Below are 23,333 nucleotides of genomic sequence, written 5' to 3' on the forward strand. Positions count from 1 at the left end.
CCCATGCGTTTAGTGATCAGTTTAATTTTTATCGTCGTCGCCTTTGTCGCTGGCCTGTTCGTCAGCCGGCATCCGGCGCTGACTGCGCTGATGGGAGACATTGGGGCGATGGGGGATATGGCCGCCGCCGAGTCAGGCGGGGAGAAGCAGCCGTTGTACTGGGTAGCCCCCATGGACCCCAATTACCGCCGCGATAAACCCGGCAAGTCCCCCATGGGTATGGATCTAGTGCCGGTCTATGAAGAAGACGCCCAGGGCAAGAATGACGATGGCGGCGTCACCATCAACCCCACCATGGAGCACAATCTGGGCGTGCGCGTCGCCAAGGTGGAGCAGGGGCAACTAACGTTACCGATTCATACCGTGGGTTATGTGGCGTTTGACGAAGACCGTCTGACCCATGTGCACAGCCGCGTGGAAGGCTGGATTGAAGCGCTCAATGTGAAATCCAGCGGCGACCCGGTCAGCAAAGGCCAGAAGCTTTATGAAATCTATTCTCCCGCTCTGGTGAATGCGCAGGAGGAATATCTGGCGGCGCTACGCAGCAATAATCGTCTTTTGCTGAAAGCCTCCAGCGAACGCTTGCTGGCGCTTGGGCTCAATGCCGCTCAGGTCAGCCGTCTGGAAAAACGACGTAGCGTAGATCAGCGCATCAGTGTCTATGCGGAACAGAGTGGCGTGGTGGATAGCCTGATGGTGCGGGAAGGCATGTTTATCAAACCCGCCACGGAGGTGATGTCTATCGGCGGTCTGGGGCAGGTGTGGGTGATTGCTGAAGTATTCGAGCGCCAGGCTGGTTGGGTGAAAGCGGGGCAGCCGGTGACGATGCAGGTCGCGGCGGCGCCAGGGCGCGACTGGGAAGGCAAAGTGGACTACCTGTATCCGGTGCTGGACGCCAAAACACGCACTCTACGGGTGCGAGTGCGGTTTGCAAACCCGGATCTGACCCTGAAACCGAATATGTTCGCCAATCTCACCCTGCGCGCGAAGATTGATGAGCAAGCCTTGTCCGTGCCACGGGAAGCGGTCATACGCACCGGCAGTCATGATCGTGTGGTGTTGGCGGCAGGCGACGGCCGTTACCGTCCCGCGTTCGTGAAACTGGGGGTGGAAGCGGACGATCGCGTGCAAGTGCTGGAAGGACTGAAGGCGGGAGATCAAGTGGTGATCTCGGGACAGTTCCTGATCGACTCGGAGTCCAAGGTCGACGTCGCGTTGGCGGCGCTGGAATCCTCCAGCCAAAGCACGCAACAAGATACAGCGCCAAGTACGGTGTGGGCGACAGGAACCATCAACAGCGTGATGGCGGGCCACGGCATGCTGAATATCTCCCACGACCCGGTGAAGGCCTGGAGCTGGCCTTCTATGGACATGGATTTCACGACGGTCGCAGGATTGCCGCTGGATGGAGTTGAACCCGGTCAGCGCGTGCGTTTTGAAATCACCCGCAACAGTCCTTCGGATTTCCAGGTGACTGCGCTGGATATCATCGCCGCCGCTCCAGCCGCTCAGACTATGAATACAAAAGACGCAGCCAAGGACGCTGAGATGCAAGCGGAAATGGAAGCAGACATGCAGATGGACCACGACATGGACCATGATGGCGCCATGCCGGCGGAGGGCGCGCAATGATCGCCGCCGTCATACGCTGGTCGGTCGCCAACCGATTTTTCGTGATGCTGGCGACCTTTATTCTGGTGGGCTGGGGATGGCATTCTCTGCGCAATACCCCCATCGACGCCATCCCCGATCTGTCTGACGTGCAGGTCATCATCAAGACTTCCTACCCGGGGCAGGCGCCGCAGGTCGTGCAGGATCAAGTGACCTATCCGCTGACCACCGCCATGCTGTCGGTGCCGGGAGCGCAGACGGTGAGGGGCTTTTCGTTTTTCGGGGACTCCTACGTCTACGTGATATTTGGAGACGGAACTGATTTGTACTGGGCGCGTTCGCGTGTGCTGGAGTATCTGAGTCAGGTGTCCGGACAACTGCCCGCCGCCGCCAAACCCCAACTGGGGCCGGACGCCACTGGGGTGGGTTGGGTATATGCCTATGCGCTGGCGGATCGCAGCGGTGGCCACGACCTTGGGCAATTACGCGCGATTCAGGACTGGTTCCTGAAATTCGAGCTGCAAACAGTGCCTGGCGTGTCGGAAGTGGCGACTGTGGGCGGCATGGTCAAACAGTATCAGGTGCAGGTGGATCCGAATCGTCTGCGCGCCTACGGCGTGCCTCTGGCGCACATCAAGGCGGCGATTCAGAAGGGCAACCGGGAGAGCGGCGCCTCGGTCATTGAGATGGCGGAAGCGGAATATATGGTGCGGGTAACCGGCTATATCCAGGGTATCGACGAGTTGAAAAAGATTCCCCTGGGCCTGAATGTCAATGGCACGCCGTTACTGCTGGAAGACGTGGCGGATATTGTCATCGGCCCGCAGATGCGTCGCGGTATTGCTGAACTGGACGGCGAAGGCGAAGTGGTCGGCGGCGTAATTGTCATGCGTTTCGGCGAGAACGCGCAAAAGACCATAGAAGGAGTGAAAGAACGGCTGGAAGAGCTCAAGAAGGGCCTGCCTGAGGGCGTGGAAGTCATTCCCACCTACGATCGTTCCCACCTGATCGAAAGAGCGGTGCACAACCTGTACGAGAAACTGCTGGAAGAGTTTATCGTGGTGACGCTGATCTGTGCGGTGTTCTTGTTCCACCTGCGCTCGTCACTGGTGATCATCGTCAGTCTGCCTATCGGGATACTGGTGGCCTTTATCGTCATGCAGCATCAGGGCATCAACGCCAATATCATGTCCCTGGGCGGCATCGCCATCGCCATTGGCGCTATGGTGGACGGCGCTATTGTCATGGTGGAGAACGTGCACAAACACATGGAGCGCACGCCGCTGACCGCTGAAAACCGCTGGCGAGTCATCGCGGACGCGGCATCGGAAGTGGGGCCGCCGCTGTTCTTTTCCCTGTTGATCATCACCATGAGCTTTCTGCCGGTATTCACGTTGGAGGCGCAGGAAGGCAAGTTGTTCGCCCCTCTGGCGTTCACCAAAACCTACGCCATGGCGGCGGCGGCCGGACTGGCGATCACTCTGGTTCCTGTGCTGATGGGGTATTTTATCCGTGGCAAGGTGACGCCTGAGCATAAAAACCCCCTGAATCGTCTGCTGACGGCGATGTATCGTCCCGTCATCAAAGGCGTTCTGAAGCATCCGTTGCTGGTGATTTTGTTCAGTATCGTGATCCTGGCGGTGGGGCTGTGGCCAGTGAACAAGCTGGGCGCAGAGTTCATGCCGCCGCTGGATGAAGGCGATCTGATGTACATGCCCACCACCTACGCCGGCGTGTCCATCGAAGAGGCGAGGGAAGTGCTGCAGCGCACGGACAAGCTGATTCGCACTGTGCCGGAAGTGGTTTCCGTGTTCGGCAAGATCGGTCGGGCGGACACCGCGACGGACCCTGCGCCGCTCACCATGATCGAGACCTTTATTCAACTGAAACCCCGTGAGGAATGGCGCGCCGGCATGACGCCGGAAAGCCTGCGTAAAGAGATGGATAGACTGGTGAAGTTGCCCGGCCTCACCAACGCCTGGGTTATGCCGATCAAGACGCGTATCGATATGCTGTCCACGGGCATCAAAACTCCGGTGGGCGTGAAAGTCTCCGGCCCGGACCTGAAGGAAATAGAGAAGATCGGCAAGCGCCTGGAGCAGGTGTTGCCGAAAGTGGCGGGAACGGCCTCGGTGTACTCAGAAAGAGTGGCGGGCGGGCGCTACGTCAAAGTGGATATCCGCCGTGCCGACGCCGCGCGCTATGGCTTGTCGGTAGCGGACATTCAGGATGTCACCAGCGCGGCGGTAGGTGGCATGAATGTGACGGAAACGGTGGAAGGGCTGGAGCGTTTTCCCGTAAATATTCGCTATCCGCAAGCCTACCGGGATTCCGTGGAGCAGTTGAAGCTGCTGCCGGTCGTCACCGCCTCAGGACAGCGCATTGCCCTTGCGGACGTGGCGGACATCTACATCGATGACGGCCCTCCGGCGATCAAGAGCGAAAACGCCCGCCTGAACGGATGGACTCTGGTGGACATTGAAGGTCGCGACCTGGGCTCCTATGTGGCGGAGGCGCAGAAAGTCGTCGCGGAGCAGGTGGAAGTCCCTCCGGGCTATTCCATCGCCTGGTCAGGCCAGTATGAGTACATGCTGCGGGCCAAAGAAAAACTGACCTTGGTGGCGCCGCTGACCTTGATGATCATCGTGGTGCTGCTGTACATGAACTTCCGCAACTTCATTGAGGTTTTGATCATTATGGGCACGCTGCCGTTTGCGCTGGTGGGCGGCGTTTGGCTGTTGTACCTGCTCAATTACAACCTGTCCGTGGCCGTTGGCGTGGGCTTTATCGCCCTGGCGGGGGTGGCGGTGGAGATTGGCGTGTTGATGCTGGTGTACCTGAATCAGTCTTTTGCGGCGATGCGGGAGAAGGCGATTGAAGAGGGGCGGGCGTTGAATCGTGAAGACCTGCTGAACGCAGTAATGCAGGGAGCGGGGATGCGCGTCAGGCCGATTATGATGACCGTTGCGGCGATCGTGGTGGGGCTGATTCCCATCATGCTGGGTGAGGGAACCGGTTCCGAAGTCATGCAGCGCATCGCAGGCCCCATGATAGGCGGCATGCTGAGCACATTAGCGTTAGCGCTACTGGTGATACCCGCGTTGTATTTTCTTTGGAAGCGAACGGGGCTTCCAACGGGAAGATCGGCATGAGTCTTAACATCTCTGATGTCATGTCCGCAGGGACGACTGGATCGAGTAATACAGTGAACAAATCCTTAAGTAAAACGAAGCAAGAAGAGAAAAAGATGTTATTAAAAAACTGGATGATCGGCGCGCTGTTGATGAGCGCCAGTGTGACAGTCGCTGCTTCCGGCGGCCACGACCATTCCCACCATCACGAGTCGAAAGCGTCCCCGGCTGGCGCTCCTGGCGACGCCGCCAAAGTAAGCCGCACCATTGAAATAAAGGCCACTGACGCCATGAAATTCGAGCCGGGGGCGATCGAAGTCAAAGCGGGAGAAACTGTGAAACTGGTGATTACCAACGCCGGCCAAGTGCGTCATGAATTCTCGTTGGGTACGGAAGAAGAACACCGCGCCCACGGCGAAATGATGCGCGCCATGCCGGACATGAAACACGACGATGGCGCCTCCGTCTCCCTGGAACCCGGCGAAAGCCGCGAAATCGTCTGGACCTTCGCCAGCGCCGGAACCTTCGAAATGGCCTGCAACTTACCCGGCCACTATGAAGCAGGCATGCACGGCGACATGACGGTGAAATAATCCCTGTCGCGATAACATCGCCAGAAGCTGCGCAGGGATGCGTGGCTTAACGCTTGGTAGTCGAGTCTCGTGCGGCGAAAAATGATAAGCTGAAAGCACCTGTTTTTGAGCAAACTGTAACGTCATACATATCATGCACACACTGGAAATATATAGCGCCCCAGGTTCTAGAGACAAGGTCAGATCCTTTGCTGACTACAAGATCGGCAATATCAGATTGGCGAAACATCTAGGGATAAATGACGACTTCAGCGCTATTGAAGTTGACCGTGATTATGCGAAGCAGCTACTACTGAGAATGCCTTCATGTCTGGCGTCAGGACGCGTTCCCCTCTATTTGTGCGGTTGTTGTGCGGACTTGGGTTGCGGCGCAGTAACGGTAAAGGTAGAAGATCTGGGTGACCGGATAAAATGGAGCGACATTGGGTGGGAATCAAACTGGAAGCAAGGCTTCAGTCAGAATGACTGGATGAATAGAACCGGTCCTTTCTACTTCGACAAGATAGTTTACCTCTCCGCCTTGCAGGTTTATGCGAAGAGATGAGGTTGTGAGTTGGCCGTTTATTAAAAATGAGCACGGGGCTATATCAATGGCGCGATGGGGAAAAGTGTGAAAAAAGCAATAAAAGTCATCAGCCTATTAGCCTTGTTGTTACTAACCGCTTGCACGCAACCCCAAACAGACACCGGCCGTTGGTACACAAAAGCTCAGGCTGAAACAGGAAAAACCTTATTTGAAGCGAATTGCGGCATGTGTCATGGGCGTCGCGCCCAAGGGCTGGCGGAGAATTGGAAGAAGCCGGACGCCAATGGACATTATCCGCCCCCACCGCTGAACGGAACAGCGCATGCGTGGCACCATCCCATGGAAACGCTGTTAGCGACGATCGAAAACGGTGGCGCGCCGGTAGGAGGCGTAATGCCGGCCTTTGGCGACAAGTTCAATCAGGAGCAGAAGCTGGCGTTGGTCGCCTATTTCCAAAGCCTGTGGCCGGACGATATCTACCAACAATGGCGAGAAATCGACGACCGTATTTAGGTCCCAGGAATTCTTATAAACAGCGGGATTATGAAGCCGCTAATCGCTACAATGCCGCCCCCATAGCAGCTTGGCGCGGTGATGTATTGAACTGGAAACGCTACGGCTGAATTTGAAGACAGTGATAAGGGAAAGTGGGTCGGTAGCACATGTATTTAGCGGTATTTTTTGTTGTCATAAGTGTATTGGGATTAGCGGGGGCGGTTTTTGGACTTAACAGCACCAGAGAAGCGTTTTATTTAGGGCTGATATTCGTATTTTGGGGAATATTCGCCATTAGCGCCGGTAGTTTACTGCGCAGAATGAAGTATTTTAAAAACTCCCGGCCGCCAGTGTCTGTGCACATATTAGGCATTTCCGTATTTGCCGTGCTCGCAATCCCCATCGTCACTAAATGGGTCCAAACTGATTTTTCAAATCCGAAAGTACTTCTTGCGCCTCTGATAGGCGTCGCATGTGTCTATGGCGTTTATGGGCTCTATTGGTTGCGTATGAGAGGGAACGTTACCTAAGTTCGTTGACGCCGAGCGTGCAGACGTCGCATGAATCTACTGCGGTGACTCGCCTCAAATGACGCGACCCATTAAGCAATCAAACTACGTAATCAAATCACCAAAACTCATATATTTAAACTACGGGCTTGCCGGACCTCCACTCGCTACAATGCCGTCCGCCAGGGTAAATCGGAGACGACGTTGTTCTGATGATTGATTTTTGGGTGCGGATTGATCAGTCTCAAGTGACTTAATAGTCATTTCAAGAGGTGTAGTTCAGTGGATATTAAGTACTGCAGTCAATGTGGAGGATCGGTCAGTCTGGCCACACCCGCCGGCGATAGTCATTCCCGTCATATCTGCGATCAGTGCGGATATGTTCATTATCAAAATCCCAAAGTCGTGACGGGCTGTCTGGTGTATCAGGGCGACAAAGTGCTGTTATGCAAGCGGGCCATTGAGCCGCGGTTAGGGATGTGGACCGTGCCGGCGGGATTTATGGAGAATGGTGAAAGCACTCGGGACGCGGCAAAGCGGGAGACCATGGAGGAATCCGGCGCTATCGTGGCGATGCAGGATCTGTTTCTGGTGGCCAATCTACCGCACGCCAATCAGGTGTATATGCTGTATCTGGCGGAGTTGAAGGATACCGGCCCTCATGGTCCTGAGACCTCCGAGACGCAATTGTTTAATAAAGATGATCTGCCTTGGGATGAGGTTGGCTTCTATACCGTGAAATATGGATTGATGCGGTTTTTTGAAGATTTGGATAAAGGTAAATTCAGCTTACATGAAATTGATTTCTAGGCTGCGCAGATACGGGCTTGTCTCCGTCAGCGCGGCATTCCTGCTTTTTAACGGCGCGATAGGCGCCGCGGCCGGTTTTGATTGCGCTCAAGCGTCGTCCAGCGTTGAAACGCTGATATGCGAAGACGAAAACCTGTCTAACCTGGATGAACAGCTGGCTGCTGCATACAAGCAGGCCAGAGAGTCTCAGTTCGGTAAAGAGATAAAATTCAGCCAGACATTGTGGTTGAAAGAGGCGCGCAACCTGTGTGTAGACGCAGACTGCCTGCGCAACGCCTATGAGCGACGCATTGAGCTGCTGGGCAAGTTAGGCGGCATGCCGGGTTTATTCCGCGCCAGATATGAGCGCCAACGGGTGGGCGAGGTAGATGCGCCGCAGGTTCCCGACTATCTGGAAGTCAGTAGCGATAACGGCGGAGTGCTGCAATTCGCTTATGAATCCAATCATGCGAATGGTCACAGTTGTAACGTTGAAGGCGAAGCATTGCAGGCGAAAAGCGGCGTGTACGAATATCGTGACCTGGATGTGGGCCAATGTGTGTTCCGCATTTATCTGGAAGATGAGTCCTTGGTGTTCGAGGATGTCGACGGCGCCTGCCGGACTTATTACTGCGGCTCCAGAGGCTTTATTGCAAAAGATCGTTTCTCTATTGAGTCGCCGAAAGCGTTACAGGTTTTGAGTGGTGAGAAATGATAGATTTCAGTGGTCGGGATGAACCAGCTCAGGAAGTCATGGCGCATTATGCTCAGCGATACGGCGACCCCTTTATCGTTGGCCTTTCACAAAACGCCGCATCGGTGGCGACGCCGGAGCAGGCAACTGAACTGGCGGAGTTCTTCTGGTGGATGCTGGACCAGTCCATTGCTGATGGTGAGAGTGGAAAACTCTACGATGCTAACGTTCCATTTTGGGTGGAAAGGCTGATGACGATCATCAGTGGTTATTTGACCCTCCAGGGCTTTGAAAAGGAGTGGGAAATTGTGAGTGATAGAGCCTAACGCTCCGTTAAGCTCTCTGGCGATAGCCGATACTCACCCCGTCTTCACCTCAACGCCATAAGTCTTCATCGCGCTTTCAACCTGCTGTTCAACTTTTATCTCAGGAAAAAGCAGGTAGCTTGGGGCGAGAATGTTGGTGGACTTGGATATGCTGATCTCAAAGATATTCTTGATGGGGAAGTTCTCTCCCGACAAGGTTTTAAGTTGGTTCAGATAGTCATTCCATTCTGGAGCAGCAGGCTCGATTACCCGCGCATCGCCTTTTATTTTGCAGCCTCTTTGCTCAAAGACATCGATATAGCTGACGCAAACTCTGGGATTAGCGCGGATATTGCGTTCACTGATGGGAGAGGCGATGTTGGCGATTAATAATGTCGTGGGATTCAGGGCGAGGAAAATCTCTTTCGGCGAGACATTGGGTTCTCCTTCACGACTTGATGTAGCCAGCCAGCAAAGTACGCTTTTATTGGCGTATTCCTGAATATCCAGTTTCATAAGTTAGTCCATATAAGTTAGTGGAATGACGGCTGTTCATTTCCAGTCAGGCAGTCAAACAGTCGCCGGCAAAAAAGGTGAAGGAGCGGGCTGTGCTTCTCGTGATATTGCCAAGCTTTAAGAGAAACGCCTGTTAGGCGGCGATTATACTATCACTGTGAAAAAACGATAAAATTCAACCATATTCCCGAGTATAACGACATCATGGATGTATTCTCGCCCTGCGACTTGTCCCACTACCTTGAAGCCCATTCCTCACACGGCGAGGATACGCTGTTTGTACACGAAAAAGACGGTTGCATCTGGTTCTGCATCGCTGATGGGGCAGGTGGCCTGGCTGGAGGTAAAGAAGCTTCAGACTATGTGGCTAACGCATTCACTCGGCTGCTTGAAGAAGAATTGAATTCGCCAGATGAATTTGAGCGTCATTTACGGCGTTGGGATCAGGAAATCGCGGCTATGTCCCTCTTAGGTGAGACGACGGCGGTGATTGGTAAAGTCACCAACGGCGAAGTGATTGGCGCCAGTGTCGGCGACTCTCAATGTTGGCTGTTCCACCCGGACTTTATGTATGAATTGACGCAACTGCAACATCGCAAGCCTTTACTAGGAAGTGGCGAAGCGGTTCCTATCGGCTTTGGTCCGATGATTCTCCAGGGAGTATTAGTCGTCGGTAGCGACGGTTTTTTCAATTACGCCTCGCTGGCGCAAATCAAACAGTTGGCGAACTTCGCCAGTAACGCGACGGCGTCGCAGTTCGCTGATTTGGCGCGTAATAAAAGTGGGGCATTGGCGGATGATTTATCGATTATTGTGATCCGCCAGTCGTAAATGTCAGCCTTCTATAAACCAGGCTCAATTCGTTATCTCAGCGGGCCTTTAAAAGCGGTCAAATAAAGTGATAGTTACTCCGAAGAAGCTACGTATCTGATTAATACTTAGAGCGTCTTCCTTACACTAAATACAGTATTCACTCGAAATACAAGGTCTGACTCACAGGGTAAAGTTCAAGTCGCGCCATTTAATTCAAAAAGCACTTGTAGCTTAAAGGGAGTGAATTAAATGTTAGATCGCCACTTTAACTGCTAAAGGAGTAGTTTCTTATGAAAAAATTATTTGCAATGATTGCTATGACTTTTTTGTCTTCATCCGCGATGGCGGACATGTCTGGAAAATGGACCTTGGCTTATGATTACGGGTGCGATGGCACTAATAAGGCGTCAGTTTTAACGTTTACGGAAGAATCCAGCGACGCCTCTGAAAGTAAAGGCGTGTTCACAACTTCAGGGGGTGGATCAGGCCGGTATTTGGAGAAGAAAGTTAAACTTGATCATGTGCTTATTTTTCAATATAAGAGTAATAATACATACAATACGGTCTATGCAGCTAAAAATACAGGTGTAAATAATTTCACTGGGGTTATGCAAAATACTGGAAACGATGCGGGTAGTATCACTGGTTGTTTTTATATATCTAGGCTTGGAAGTGTAAATGGCATGGAGTTAGAGCCAGAGTCCGAATAGAATCCTTAAAAAGAGCAGCCTAAATCAGGCTGCTTCTTTTTGGTACTCTATATATCTAATCCTTCTTTGATAGCATATCGCACTAAATCAGTAGCTCGATGTAGCCCAAGTTTTCTCATGAGACGAGTCCTGTGTGTGTCGACTGTTCTTGGTGAAATATGTAGCTCTTTGGCAATTTCTTTATTAGAAAGTCCATTGGAAATATAGTGAATTATCTCCGTTTCTCTTGTGGTTAAGCCTTCATGGGACCGGTTTAATCGATAAGTGGCCAGTTCGCTATTCAGCTCTATAGAAAGGTATATTTTGCCCTGCGAAACCAGACCGATAGCACTTAGAAGATGCTCAAACGCTTCGTCTTTAAGTAAATAGCCTGATGCTCCTTGAACCATCGCGTGATCGATGATCTTGATTTCTTTATGCATAGTGAGAAAAATAATTCGGGTGTTGAGTCCTACCGCCAAAACATGTGACATAACTTCAAGGCCATTCATCCCAGGCATGGAAATATCCAATATGGCAATGTCTGGTTTAAGGTTCTCAATAAAGGTCAATGCCTCTGTGCCGTTATCACAATCATGCGCTATCTCTATTTCTGAGTTATTACTAATAAGAGAAATTAGCCCCTGCCGAAATACTTGATGATCATCGGCTATTAAAATTTTTATATTTTTCATGTTTTTAAATAATTAGCTGAATAAAGTTAATCAAAGGTTTCGGCGTTATGCCTTTGTCCATTCAGTCCAATCTATATTGAGGCGCCTCCTTAGATCAGTCTACAGGCGTATTTTCCAGGAGCACGATAGCTTCATTAGATCTCCGTCTTCTGTACAACTCTAAATAAGAAACTTTTTCTATGAGTAATGATCTTGGTTATTTAGAGAAAGCGTTAATGCGGCTGATCGTTTTGTAGATGTTGCTTTGTGTGCTCTTTGATATTTGGAATACTATTGTCGGGTTCGAATATGGCCGAGATGCACTGTCACGGACTACTACTGACGCGGATGAATGATGAAACAAGACGTGGAGTAATTTTTCGACGTGTTAGCATAGCGTTTCCCTTCGCATACATGATGACACTGTTGATTGAAATCCCGGAAATAATATGAATTAACAAGAGTTAATAGTCAAACACCAGATTACCCAAATAGTCATCCTCTACGGAGTTGACGGAGGGTTATCACCAATCGGGCTCCAATTGCTTCTGAACCTTATCCCTCTACAGAAAAGTCGGAAAGGCGACAGTATCGCTCTGTTGAGTGCAGTTAGTGTTAGTCGGGTTGAGCTTATTTGAACCCTGTTCATATCAGGCGGTGGTTGTTTTCGCTGACAGGGAAAGAGCTCTTTTAAATCATTGCTGGAGAAGTGAGCCGTACCAGAAAAGACCTAATAAAGCATACAAGATCAAGGAGCTGAAACGATGCGCAAGAATAAAACGGGTCTGATGAGGGCGGTAAGCGCCAAGGGGAATATCCGCGGTTTTGGCCTGAAGCGGCGATTCAAGAAACTGGTGTTAAGCGTGACGGCCCTCGCGCTGGCGTTGGGCGTTTCTGGCGTAGCGAGTGCGGAGGCGCCAGCGGCCGCTCCGGAAATGCGGGATGTGCTGTTGGTGGGGAATGCGCAAAGCGGGACTGTCAGCTTTATCGATCCATACACCTTTCTCAATCTGGGGTCAGTGAATGTGACGGAAGATAAAGAGGAACGCATCAGCGAGATGGGCATTCTGAAGCTGCTGTACGATGCGTTTATTAATGAAAACGGCGGCGAACGCAATGTTGACGACGTTTTTCTGTCGCCGGACGGGACGGTGTTGTATGTCTCCCGGGGCTATCTGGGAGACGTGGCCGCATTTGATCTTACCGCGCCGGGACATCGCATGCTGTGGCGGCATCCCGTGCCGGGATTTCATGCGGATCATGCGGCGCTTTCTCCCGATGGCGGGACGCTGGTGGTTTCCGATTCCACATCCAAGAAAGCCTTTCTGATAGACGCCGTCACCGGCAGACGCACAGGCGAATTCGCTACGGGAGACTTTCCTCATCAAAACGATTTCTCCCCGGACGGCAAGCGCATCTACAACACCAGTATCGGCAACGTATTGCTGCCTCACGCCTTGAACTTTATGAAAGGCGAGCGCTCATTACGCATTGTCGATGCGGAATCCCTGCAGTTGTTGCGCACCATCAAGTTTCCCCAGGGAGTGCGTCCCAATGTGTTTACGCCGGATGAGAAAACCTTGTACGCCCAGCTTTCCTATCTGCGTGGATTTGTGAAAGTGGATCTGGAGCAGGGTGCTATTACTCATACGGTGGAATTGCCCGCCAGCGAATTCGGCAAAGCCAACTATCCCAATTATGACGATTTCCCGAAGAACTCGGCGCATCATGGTCTGGCGCTGTCCGGCGATGGCAAGAAACTCTGTCTGGCGGGAACCATCGATAACTATGTTGCGATCATTTCCACGGAAACCCTCGCCACTGATCGCATTATGGATGGCTATGATCTTCCGTATTGGGCGACGACCAGCTCTGATGGCGCCTACTGCTTCGTTTCCAATAGCGTGGAGGGCACGGTGGGCGTGTTTGACTACACTACCACTCAGGAAGCCGCCCGCATTCCCGTCGGCGAGTTCCCGCAACGCTCCCGGATGGGGAAAGCTCCGCAATCCGTGTTGAACAGCTTGGACTCCGTACAGGGATAATCCGCTTTCCATACCAGACGCCGCCATCAGTGCGGCGTCTTTACAAACATTCCCCTGGCAATTGTTCGTAACGAGCAATTTTCTCTTTTTCATCAAACACCTATCGGTGAAAACCCGAGACACAATCACATAGTTGCATATCCCTTTTTCTTAGCGGATTTCGCCGCTTATTCGATGCATTAGAGTCTAGTCTCATTTGTATCGACCCTGGCTGAACCCCCTGTCGTTTCTAGCCCTGGCGGTATTCTCTCAAACGCTGCGAGTAGGCCCTGGTTCCTAGCATATCTGTCCGAATTGTAGGCCACTTTGTGAGCGTGTTAGCTTGGTCAGGCTGGGCGCCGATTTGGTTTGCTGTTGCGGGAGCGTCTTTGTGTCCCGAAATTAGCGTTCAGAATCAAGCAGGTAGCAGTTGTCAGAATAATCTAGAAGAAGCTGCCTGATGTTATTAACACCAATCGCCAATGAACTGATAGAACTATGAAACCGTTTCAAAAGAACCTGCTGGCAGGGATGATTGCCGGCCTCACCTTTAGCGGCGCGAGCTACGCGAACCCAAGCGCGCCGGAAGATCTAAGCGTATATCGCAATTTGACGCCCAAGATCGTCGGCGGTGAAGACGCCGCCGAGGGCGAATTTCCCTTTATGGTGTATCTGCAATACAACGGCGGCCAGTGGTGCGGCGCGTCGGTAATAGATGATTATTATGTGCTCACTGCGGCGCACTGTACCGCTGGCATTTCTGCCGAAAGCTTCAAAGCCGTCATCGGTCTGCACGACCAGAACGACATGCGCGACGCACAGAAAATCCAAGTGGTGGAAGTGATCAATCACCCAGAGTTTAATGAACAGACTCTGGAGAACGACATCGCCTTGCTGAAGCTGTCGGAAAAAGTGGATGAGAAGTACACCCGCATTACTCTGGGCGACCCCAGTGACATTATGCCCGGCAGCGACGTGACAGTTATCGGCTGGGGCGCGTTACGTGAAAATGGTGGCTCCCCGGATATCCTGCAGAAAGTGGATGTGCCGGTCGTGTCTCTCGATGAGTGTCGTATGGCCTACGGCGACGACGCGATTTATGACTATAGCCTTTGCGCGGGGCTGGAGCAGGGCGGGAAAGACTCCTGTCAGGGCGACTCCGGCGGTCCTTTGTTTGTTAACCAGGCCGGCGAGTTCCGTCAGCTGGGTATCGTAAGCTGGGGCGATGGTTGCGCAAGACCAGGAAAATACGGCGTATACACTGCTGTGCCCAGCTTCAAGGACTGGGTAACCTCTTATGTCGGCGGCGACACGCCTGATCCCGGCGATCCGGATGATCCAGACGGTCCCGATGACGGCGATGGCGACGACGATAACGTGCTGGGCAACGGTAAGCCGATTGAGGATTTGAACGGCGTTTCCGACAGCAAGGTTTATTACACTATCGAAGTGCCTGAAGGCGCTGAGCATCTCTCCGTCAAGATCGAAGGCGGTCGCGGAGATGTCGATCTGTACGTCAGAGCGGAAGAAGATCCGACGCTAACCGAATACGATTGCCGTCCCTACAAAAATGGCAATGAAGAGGTCTGTGACGACTTGGTCGTGAGACCTGGCGTGTATCACATCATGCTGCACGGTTATTTGCGCTATAGCGGCGTGACGTTGACCGCCTCTTATGACGATGATTCGACCGATCCAACGGACCCAACTGATCCGACAGATCCAACTGATCCGACCGATCCAACGGACCCAACTGATCCGACCGATCCAACTGATCCGACAGATCCAACAGATCCAACGGACCCAACAGATCCAACAGATCCAACAGATCCAACAGATCCAACAGATCCAACAGATCCAACCGATCCAACCGATCCAACCGATCCAACCGATCCAACCGATCCAACCGACCCAACCGATCCAACCGATCCAACCGACCCAACTGATCCAACGGACCCAACTGATCCAACGGACCCAACTGATCCAACGGACCCAACTGATCCGACCGACCCAACTGATCCAATCGATCCGGACGATCCTGGATTTCCGACAGATCCAAATGACCCTAATGATCCTAACGAGCCAGGTGAGCCAACCGATCCAACGGACCCGACCGACCCTACAGATCCGACGGACCCAACTGATCCCACAGATCCTACTAATCCAGACGATTGCGAGCTGACCGAATCACAAAAAGCCCTGCTGGAAGCGCATAACCAGGCGCGTAGCGAGGGCCGTAACTGTGGTTCAGCCTACTTCCCGGCCGCAGAGCCATTGGTATGGAACTGTAAGCTGGGAGCTGCGGCGACCAAGCACACTGAAGATATGGTAAACAACAACTTCTTCAGTCATACCGGTTCCGATGGTTCGCAGGTTGGCGATCGCACTCGCGCGGAAGGCTATAACTCCTGGCGCGTAGGCGAGAACATCGCCGCGGGTTATGAGTCTACACAGCAGGTTATGGCTGGGTGGCTGAAGAGCCCGGGTCATTGTTCCAATATCATGGGAGCGGAGTACACCGAAATGGGCGCGAAGAAAGTGAGCACGTCCTCGGCCAGTTATCCGCATTACTGGACCTCCGTGTTCGGCGGAGAATAATCCAGCCTTCACACCGCGCCGCCCGGACCCTCCTGCGGCGCGGTCTTTTTCACTTGTTCCCTTTCCTTTCCTGAATACCCGCCCTTTGCAGCAGTCTTTCCAACGATAAGCGCGCAATTGATAACGAAGTTTTGTAAGATTTGAGCCTGAATCGCGCAAAATTTCATTGCCATCAACCCAAAATAATAAGCGCTGCGCCATGCCTGACAAGCTGTCCACCCACGAGTATTACGACCTGCTAAACCGCGGAGCCTGGTTTCGCGCTATTCCTGAAGACTTAAAGACAGACCTGCTGAATCTGGCGCAAATTAAAGCGCTTCGAACGGGGGAGTTTCTGTTTCGACGCGGTGATAAGCCTGCAGGTATTTACGCCGTTGTGAAAGGATCGTTGAGGGTCACTGGCGTTAACGAAAATGGCAAGGAGGCGATTCTCGCGTTTGTGGAGCCCCCCAACTGGTTCGGAGAAATCGCCTTGTTTGACAGGCTTGACCGCACTCATAGCGCCTTGGCGGAAACTCCCACAACCTTGTTGCACTTACCGCAAAAAGGTCTGGAAACGCTACTGGCGGCGAAGCCGCATTTCTGGCGGGACTTCGGTGTGCTGCTTTGTTTTAAACTGCGCTTGGCGTTTCGCGCGGTGGAGGACGCCACTCTGCTGCCTGCGCCTCTGCGATTGGCGCGCAGATTGGTGGTGATGGCGGAGGGTTATGGCGACTTCAGCGGACAGGCGCGACGGGCGATACATATACAGCAGGAGCAACTGGGCATGATGCTGGGGGTGTCCAGGCAGACGGTTAACCAGATATTGAAAGAGCTGGAGCAGAAAGGGCTTATCGCCACGTCCTATGGTGAAATCCAGATCCTGGACATGGATGCGTTGAAGTCACAGGCAGGCATGCTGGAATAGCAATCACCACTCATAGCGATCGATGCGTTCGCTTTCGTAATGCACCACAGGGCAGTTCACCACGATGTCGGTGCGATGAATCTCCAGCTTTCCCTGGCTCTCCGCTACGAAAACCTGTTCCTCGGATTTAAGCTCTACAGGCGCGACGCCGGCTTTCCAAACTACCTCATACATCAGCCACAAAGGACTGTATTGAATGTTGACGCTTTTCGAACCTGGCGGCTCTGGCGCGGAGGGAAATATGCTGGGCTGGTCGAAATTACGAACCCGGTAGACCCTTTCCAGCACAGTACGAACCTGTGGCGGCTTGGGATAATCTGGAATCGCATCTTTCAAGCGGGGCGCATAATTGGCCTGCATCATCGCCGCCATATCCCGATCGGAGACGTCTGTGGTGATGTAGTAGACGCGCTCGCCGTCGTACCAGGCGGGATGCACCGCTACATCCACTTGGGGGCCGTGTGCATTGGAGTATCCCTGTCCCGCACAGCCGGGCAGAGCGAGGGCGAAAACCCATATGGCGAGGCGCTGCATGTCCAACTCCCTTGTTCGCATTCCTTTCCAGTGTAGACAAGGATGCGCCCATACGCTTGCGCGAAAGGCGGGAGAACAGAGTTGCGTCAGGGGCCTTCGTAGGAAATAGGTTTGACTTCAAACTCCACAGAAACCGCGCCGCCATCGGCAAGATTCAGGGTGACGTTGACATGGTCGCCGGGATTCAGCGGACGCTGACGCTGCATCAACATCAGATGCATGCCGCCGGGGGCGAATGAGATGTGGCTTCCCGCCGTCACTGCAAGGCCTTCCCCCATGTGCTGCATACTCATTTGACCGCTGTCGTTGACGGTCTGATGCATCATGACATGCCCGAAGTCCGCGCTCTCGGCGCTGGTTATGGTGATAGTCTCGGCGGACGAATTGTTGAGCGTGAAGTAGCCCGCCATGGGTATGGTTCCCGGCGTAAAACGAATCCAGGCGTTACTGGTTTCAACCGCCTGCGCGCTTTCATTCTGCGCATAGACGAGCGCTGGCGAGGTCATCAGGGTGGTGGCGAGAAGGGCTTGGATCAGGCTTTTTTTCATCATCATTGAGAGATATCAGGTGCGGTTACGGGGCTAGGGCGATTATTAATTAGGGGATTCAATCAGGGCCCAAGCCTAACACAGGGCGCACACTGAGAAAATGTAGCGTTAACGCGGAGTTATGCGTCAAATTGTCGCTGGACAATTTCTGATCGGAAAGGCACACTGCGCGGCCATATCCTTCCCATCTTCAGCGCGAATGAGGTTTTGACGTTGCAGTTCAAGCGTTATTGGGTGAGGGGAGCAGTATTGCTCGCCCTGGTGTTGTTTCTGGCGTCGTTAGGTCTGGTGCGGCAATGGCTTCCCAGCTCAGGCGCTCTCGATATCGACCAATTCAAGAATATCCAGTATTTGAAAGTCACTGAATGCACGCCTGGACGAGGTCAGTGTAGCCTTCCGGTCGATGCAGGCAATGTAAGCTTTTCATTTGGCGATGAGCCGATTCATCCCGCGCGCGCATTTCCGATTCGTCTCCAACTACACGGCATAGAGGCGGAACGGGTCCGTGTCGACTTTGAGGGCGCCGATATGTACATGGGGCTTAACCAGACCAAACTAACGCGGATGGCTGACGGATCATATCAAGGGGAAGGATACCTGCCCGTGTGCATTACCGGACGTATGCTATGGAAGGCGACGATTTTCATCGGCAGAGAGAGCGACACGCTGGCGCTGGTGTCGGAGTTTGTCACGGAGTAAGTAAAACGTCCCTGTTCGGTTGTAGTCGGGAGGGGTGTAACAAGAGTGTAAAAAAACTCTACACTCTCCGCTGCGCCTTACACCTGTCACCCTGTTCTTATCGACTTATAGTACTAGTTTGCAAAAATCAGGCTTTTTTACGACGGGATAGGCTTAAGCTGACAAGCCCCAATCCCAACATCGCCAGTGTGCCTGGTTCTGGAACGCTCAATCCGCCTTCAATAACATCGTTAGCGCACGTAGCCGCCCAACGTAGACCCAGTGCTGTGGAAGAGCTCAGGTCTGTGATGCCGAGGTCAGCCAGCGTTAACGTGAATGACAATACGCCCATGGTTCCAACTGTTGTGCTGACGCCGCTTAAATCTACACTTGAAGTCTCACCCGCCACTAAAGTGGCTTTGCTGGTGTTAACTGCGACTTCCTGGTTTTTTCGAACGCTGCTGCTGGTGCCGGAGCTGACTAGTTGATCCATGTAATCAACCATGGACAGGCTGTAAAGATCGCCAGTGGAGGTGTCCAGAGCGAATTCCCACTTTTCACCGTTGGTGATGTCATCGTCTTTGTAGCGATCTGCTGCGTTACCGAAAGGACTCCAGCCATCGACGCTTATAAAGAGATCCCCATACTTGTGCCCGTATGAGTCCGCGCCTTCGAAAAAGTTTGTGAATACGGATACATAGAGGTTGTCGCTGTCGTAGGTAACTTCCATACGGTCGACTTGGTAGACATTGGGATCGCCAAAAACGTCGGCGTTGTATGAGAGGCCGGCCCCGTTATATCCGTCGTTGATAGTAACGGCATGTGCGCTGACTGCGGCTACGCTCAAAGACAGCGCTGTAAGGGCGTGTTTTATTCTTGAGGTCATAACCAACTCCTTTTCTTCTAATTGGGGTAAGTAGGTCTGGGTACATCACCGCTTTCTCACGCATTCGTTGTGCCAAAACCCAATTAACCTTATTTTTCAATGTGACAGGCTGTCATTAAGTAGTCCGTATTACCTAATCCGTAAAATTTACTGACAGTGGGAGGGGCGAGTCTGAGAAAACAGACATACGGAAGCACTTAATGAAAGTCGCTTATCCTATTGAAAAAAAAGAAATAAAAAGAAGGGATTAAAATATTTTGTCGCTTTGACATGTCAGTAGAACCGGACAAGAAAAACCAGTTCTTTAAATTTAACCTTGTAAATTTTCTGACGGTTGTGCGCTTTCCCGGACACTTGTTTAGGCGCGCCTGAAATGAAAAGCGGCGCTATGCGCCGCTTTATTAATCACCTGATCTTCGCTAAGGAAGACGAGTAAAGTTTTACAGGCTGGGCCAGGTTTGCACGCCGTCTACGAGAATGCTCGGCTTATCCAGGCCATAACAGAACTGGTCGCCGCCAGACGCATAGTACTTGCGCGGCGCCACGGGCAGACTGAAGGACGCAACCTGGGCTGACGCCTTAGCGCTAAACGGCAACGCCCACATGGACAGGTAATCACGGAAATCCAAGCCTGTCGCGTAGGATACCGCCACTGTCATCCAGTCGTTGCTGTTAATGCTTTTTGCTTCATCCAGACTGTATTGGGAGAAGCCCAAATTAGCTTTCGCCGCTGACCAGGCTTCCTCGCTGGCTAACGCCGCGTTGAAGTTGCGGTCGAGGATGTGCAGTCTGGGTAACAGGTTCCAGCCGTCATTTAGTTTGCCTTCGCCCTGAGCGGTCATCATCATCTGTATAGTGATGCCGGCGCCGTTGGACCATCCGGTTAACTTCTGGCTCTGTACATAAGCTTGAGGATCGGACTTGCTGACCGAGTCACGCAGCACATTGAACATGCTTTCAAAGGGCAACGACTGGCAGCTCGGGTTTTTACCGGTATCCAGATAGTAGTGCGACTTCGAATAGTAGGAGTATGGGTTGGTGCTTGCGTGTCCTTCCCAGCCGCTGAAGCGGAAACGACCGCGCTCCAGACCATGACCTAGCTCGTGAATGTCGCCGTGTCCAATCGGGCTGAACTCCCAATAGGCGTCATAAGGGTTGCCTGAGCAGCCATAACCACAGGTGGCCTGATCCGCATTCATGTGCTTCACGATATCGATATGCTCGATTTCCAGGCTGTGCGCCGCCGCGAAGTCATGTATCTCCGCCACTACGTCAATGCCAGGTCCTTTGAAGCCCGCCAGGATGTGCGGGAAGTTATGGATGTAGCGCATGGTTCCCGCCGCCAAAGCTGCGCCGGTTTTCCAGTTTTCGTCCTGCATGGACTTACGCATTTTGTCCAGCTTGGAGTGCACTTCGAAACCTGGCGTCACGAGTTCCGCCCAATCGTAGTCGCCCTGAGCCAAGGCCTGTTCAAAGCTGGCGTTGTCTTCTTCGCCGTTCCAGAAGGGATGCTCACCCACATTCTCGAATCGGAAAGAAACGTTCTTGCCGTTGCTCCCAAATTCAATTTGCACCGGGCCTCCGTAGGTGGAGGTGAAGGTAATGCTCTCGCCGGTCTTTATACTGAACTTCGGCGTCTGCAGGAATTTCGGACGGGTATAGCCGTTCTTCTCAAACTGATGGGTGGCCCCGGAACGCTGTGTGTTGACAAAGATAGAGGTGGCCACGTCGGCGCTGTCGAGGCGAGTCACCTTGACCGTGTGTCCAGGCAAAGCGTAAACACCGGCGGCGCGGAAATAGCGTTTGCTTTCCATGTCTATGGTCTTGGTGACGGTTGAGACATGATCGAAGTTGCTGCGGCTGAAATTGCCCATATCCTTTTGTGCGGGATTCAGCGCGCGGTAGTTGTAGACCGAGTAGTCCGCGTACAGCGATTTCAGGAACGCATTATCTTCTGTCGTAATCTTGTCCATAGGATAGGTGGCGCCGGCGCGGTAGTGGTCGCCCAATAACGCGAGCAACTTCTGATAGCGCTTACCTTCGTTGGCGAAGATATCCGTCTTACTCTTGTCCAGATTGGACATGATGCTGCGCACTTCGTCCGCGCCTTCGAAGAAACCGGCATTCAGGCCGCTGACGGCGGAGCAGTTCTCGCCATCACAGGCGGACCAGTCGAAAGCGTAGTCCTCGTTTTCAAAGTGAGTCAGCATGGTTTTAACTTGTGTGACGCTCTCCGGAATCTTGCCCATGTCGTCGATGGAGTCATAACTGCTTAGATAGAGCCTTTTCCAGTAGTTGTCTTCCTGGTAGGACACGTTAAACAGCGTGAAAAGATTGCCTCCCAAGCTGGTCAAATTGCCGTCCCAGTGCAGATACAGCACTGGCGTCCCTTTCGCCATGGCGGCGGCTACCGTCGCAGTGATGGCGTCAACGTCCGCTTCCTCGCTTTTTTGGGAAATGATCAGCAAGTCCGGATTTGTATTGAGGCAGTCCGCCAGCTTGGAGCCATCGCAATCTCCCTGCGCGTTATAGCTGACGTTTTCGCCATAGCGCTGGTCCAGCCACTTGCGCGCGCCGGTGGCGTCATGAAACCAGTAGCTTTCATCCATTTGCGCCATGACCAGCTTAAGCGGTTGTGCGTCGAAATTATTTCTACCGGTCAGCCAGACGATCGCGTTTTGCATGAACTGGTGCATTTGCTCGTTGGCGCCGCCGCGTTCGCGCATAGGGTTGCCGCCGAGGACCATATAGCGCGTATCGTCTTCGCCGATAACGCCAAAGCCGCGGTTATAAACGGTTTTGCCTTCATTGGCTGCATTAGATATCAGGATGGCTTCGTTTTCGCCAAACATGGCGCTTATCTGCGCGGCGTCGTGAGTAGGGTCCCAATCAATGGCGGTGAGACTGTCGCCTTTGGCGGTTCCATCGGTATTCAGCTGGAACAGATCAATGCGGGCTTGATTGTAGCGGGTGCGGTTGGCTTCAATTGTGCGCAACGCGGCGGACGCCAGATCACGGCTGTTTTCGACGACCAGTGCGTCGCCGGTACGAATGGCCTGTTCCACGGGATTGAAGGCGACTTCCAGATCAAACTTCAAATCAGCGCTTTTTTCTCCGTCAGATACGCGAATGACAATGCCTTTCGCCATGCCCAGGTCATCTGCGCTGGGGGAGCCCGTAACTTTACCGGTGTCAGTGTTGATGCTCATCCAGGATGGGCCGTTCACTAACTGAAATGTAAGGGTGTCGCCGTCTATATCGTTAACAGTGGGGGAGAAGCTGAAGGGCTCGCCTTCTTTGGCTAACGGGCTGGGCGTCCCGGAAATAGTGGGGGGCTGGTTGGCGTCGCTGCCTGAGCTATCGTCATCAGAGTCGTCGCTATCTGTGTCGTCGTCACTGCCCGCACCGTCTCCACTGGAGCTATCGTCAGAGGCGTCGTCTCCATCGTCGGTATCGTCGCCGCCAGTGCTTCCATCAACAGAGTCTCCGCCGCTGGAGTCGCCGCCCGTCGTGCTGTCTCCATCAGACCCGCCGTCGCTGGCGTCACCGCTGCTGTTGGAGTCGTCGCTATTAGTGTCGCCGTTTCCGGTATCGCTTCCGCCGGAAGTTGTTCCGTCGACAACTTCCGATCCGTTATCGACGCCCTTATTCTTGTCGCCGGATTTGGCGTCGTCGTCTGATCCACAGCCGGTCAAAGCGATGGCGCTTGCCAGGAGTATTGATCCGGCTAAAGGATGAAACCGCAACATCTTATTTCCTCGTTCTCTACATTGGCGTTGATCAAAAAACCCGCAATATTACGTTGGTGTAGAA

20 protein-coding genes are annotated in these 23,333 nt (G+C 53.0%); 14 read left to right on the top strand and 6 right to left on the bottom strand.

Going from position 1 to position 23,333, the window contains the following annotated elements:
* Window positions 1-3: 3 nt before the first annotated feature.
* The 8 genes from ONV78_RS15805 to ONV78_RS15840 all read left to right on the top strand — a co-directional run bounded on the left by ONV78_RS15805 (window position 4) and on the right by ONV78_RS15840 (window position 8,674).
* Entirely contained in the window at window positions 4-1,632 is a 1,629-nt protein-coding gene (locus tag ONV78_RS15805) for an efflux RND transporter periplasmic adaptor subunit (protein ID WP_279504467.1), read from the top strand.
* The gene (locus ONV78_RS15810; RefSeq protein ID WP_279504470.1) at window positions 1,629-4,763 is read left to right on the top strand and encodes an efflux RND transporter permease subunit; all 3,135 of its coding nucleotides are present in this window, start codon (window positions 1,629-1,631) and stop codon (window positions 4,761-4,763) included. The genes ONV78_RS15805 and ONV78_RS15810 overlap by 4 nt, the downstream gene beginning before the upstream one ends.
* 95 nt (window positions 4,764-4,858) lie before the next feature.
* On the top strand, window positions 4,859-5,335 hold the full coding sequence (locus ONV78_RS15815) for a cupredoxin family protein (protein ID WP_279504472.1): 477 nt from the start codon (window positions 4,859-4,861) through the stop codon (window positions 5,333-5,335).
* 133 nt (window positions 5,336-5,468) lie between these two features.
* Complete coding sequence (locus tag ONV78_RS15820) at window positions 5,469-5,879, top strand: hypothetical protein (RefSeq protein ID WP_279504474.1); 411 nt, start codon at window positions 5,469-5,471, stop codon at window positions 5,877-5,879.
* A gap of 66 nt (window positions 5,880-5,945) precedes the next feature.
* Window positions 5,946-6,374, top strand: coding sequence for a cytochrome c (locus ONV78_RS15825; RefSeq protein ID WP_279504476.1), 429 nt, complete (start codon window positions 5,946-5,948; stop codon window positions 6,372-6,374).
* A 773-nt stretch (window positions 6,375-7,147) separates the two neighbouring features.
* Window positions 7,148-7,675: an NUDIX hydrolase gene (locus tag ONV78_RS15830; protein WP_347815418.1), complete on the top strand. Its 528-nt coding sequence runs from the start codon at window positions 7,148-7,150 to the stop codon at window positions 7,673-7,675.
* Window positions 7,659-8,369: a lysozyme inhibitor LprI family protein gene (locus ONV78_RS15835; RefSeq protein WP_279504478.1), complete on the top strand. Its 711-nt coding sequence runs from the start codon at window positions 7,659-7,661 to the stop codon at window positions 8,367-8,369. Before ONV78_RS15830 ends, ONV78_RS15835 begins: the two co-directional genes overlap by 17 nt.
* On the top strand, window positions 8,366-8,674 hold the full coding sequence (locus ONV78_RS15840; RefSeq protein WP_279504479.1) for a hypothetical protein: 309 nt from the start codon (window positions 8,366-8,368) through the stop codon (window positions 8,672-8,674). The genes ONV78_RS15835 and ONV78_RS15840 overlap by 4 nt, the downstream gene beginning before the upstream one ends.
* A gap of 33 nt (window positions 8,675-8,707) precedes the next feature.
* Here ONV78_RS15840 and ONV78_RS15845 read toward each other — a convergent pair whose 3' ends face one another.
* Entirely contained in the window at window positions 8,708-9,169 is a 462-nt protein-coding gene (locus ONV78_RS15845) for a pyridoxamine 5'-phosphate oxidase family protein (protein WP_279504481.1), read from the bottom strand.
* 204 nt (window positions 9,170-9,373) lie between these two features.
* On the opposite strand from ONV78_RS15845, the gene ONV78_RS15850 reads away from it, so the two are divergent.
* Both ONV78_RS15850 and ONV78_RS15855 read left to right on the top strand, forming a co-directional pair.
* Window positions 9,374-10,000 (top strand): protein phosphatase 2C domain-containing protein, encoded by a 627-nt coding sequence (locus ONV78_RS15850; RefSeq protein WP_279504482.1) that lies wholly within the window; start codon window positions 9,374-9,376, stop codon window positions 9,998-10,000.
* Between the two features lie 272 nt (window positions 10,001-10,272).
* Window positions 10,273-10,692 (top strand): hypothetical protein, encoded by a 420-nt coding sequence (locus ONV78_RS15855; protein WP_279504484.1) that lies wholly within the window; start codon window positions 10,273-10,275, stop codon window positions 10,690-10,692.
* A 47-nt stretch (window positions 10,693-10,739) separates the two neighbouring features.
* Here the strand turns inward: ONV78_RS15855 and ONV78_RS15860 are convergent, their stop codons facing one another.
* Complete coding sequence (locus ONV78_RS15860; protein WP_279504486.1) at window positions 10,740-11,366, bottom strand: response regulator transcription factor; 627 nt, start codon at window positions 11,364-11,366, stop codon at window positions 10,740-10,742.
* A 743-nt stretch (window positions 11,367-12,109) separates the two neighbouring features.
* Between ONV78_RS15860 and ONV78_RS15865 the strand changes: the two genes are divergently transcribed.
* From ONV78_RS15865 to ONV78_RS15875, 3 genes are all read left to right on the top strand, one after another.
* Window positions 12,110-13,390, top strand: a complete 1,281-nt coding sequence (locus ONV78_RS15865; protein WP_279504487.1) for a YncE family protein — start codon at window positions 12,110-12,112, stop codon at window positions 13,388-13,390.
* Between the two features lie 477 nt (window positions 13,391-13,867).
* Window positions 13,868-15,967, top strand: coding sequence for a trypsin-like serine protease (locus tag ONV78_RS15870; protein ID WP_279504488.1), 2,100 nt, complete (start codon window positions 13,868-13,870; stop codon window positions 15,965-15,967).
* A gap of 199 nt (window positions 15,968-16,166) precedes the next feature.
* Window positions 16,167-16,874: a Crp/Fnr family transcriptional regulator gene (locus ONV78_RS15875; protein ID WP_279504490.1), complete on the top strand. Its 708-nt coding sequence runs from the start codon at window positions 16,167-16,169 to the stop codon at window positions 16,872-16,874.
* Window positions 16,875-16,877: 3 nt separating this feature from the next.
* Here the strand turns inward: ONV78_RS15875 and ONV78_RS15880 are convergent, their stop codons facing one another.
* Together ONV78_RS15880 and ONV78_RS15885 are read right to left on the bottom strand one after the other, a co-directional pair.
* The gene (locus ONV78_RS15880) at window positions 16,878-17,408 is read right to left on the bottom strand and encodes a hypothetical protein (protein ID WP_279504492.1); all 531 of its coding nucleotides are present in this window, start codon (window positions 17,406-17,408) and stop codon (window positions 16,878-16,880) included.
* Window positions 17,409-17,494: 86 nt separating this feature from the next.
* Entirely contained in the window at window positions 17,495-17,962 is a 468-nt protein-coding gene (locus tag ONV78_RS15885) for a copper chaperone PCu(A)C (RefSeq protein ID WP_279504495.1), read from the bottom strand.
* A 207-nt stretch (window positions 17,963-18,169) separates the two neighbouring features.
* Between ONV78_RS15885 and ONV78_RS15890 the strand changes: the two genes are divergently transcribed.
* Window positions 18,170-18,655 (top strand): hypothetical protein, encoded by a 486-nt coding sequence (locus ONV78_RS15890; RefSeq protein ID WP_216740444.1) that lies wholly within the window; start codon window positions 18,170-18,172, stop codon window positions 18,653-18,655.
* Window positions 18,656-18,782: 127 nt separating this feature from the next.
* Here the strand turns inward: ONV78_RS15890 and ONV78_RS15895 are convergent, their stop codons facing one another.
* Together ONV78_RS15895 and ONV78_RS15900 are read right to left on the bottom strand one after the other, a co-directional pair.
* Window positions 18,783-19,520: a PEP-CTERM sorting domain-containing protein gene (locus tag ONV78_RS15895; protein ID WP_279504497.1), complete on the bottom strand. Its 738-nt coding sequence runs from the start codon at window positions 19,518-19,520 to the stop codon at window positions 18,783-18,785.
* A gap of 440 nt (window positions 19,521-19,960) precedes the next feature.
* Entirely contained in the window at window positions 19,961-23,269 is a 3,309-nt protein-coding gene (locus ONV78_RS15900; RefSeq protein WP_279504499.1) for an ImpA family metalloprotease, read from the bottom strand.
* Window positions 23,270-23,333 lie beyond the last annotated feature (64 nt).

Origin of the sequence: Hahella sp. CR1, from assembly GCF_029813005.1 — a bacterium.
Lineage (GTDB): Bacteria > Pseudomonadota > Gammaproteobacteria > Pseudomonadales > Oleiphilaceae > Hahella.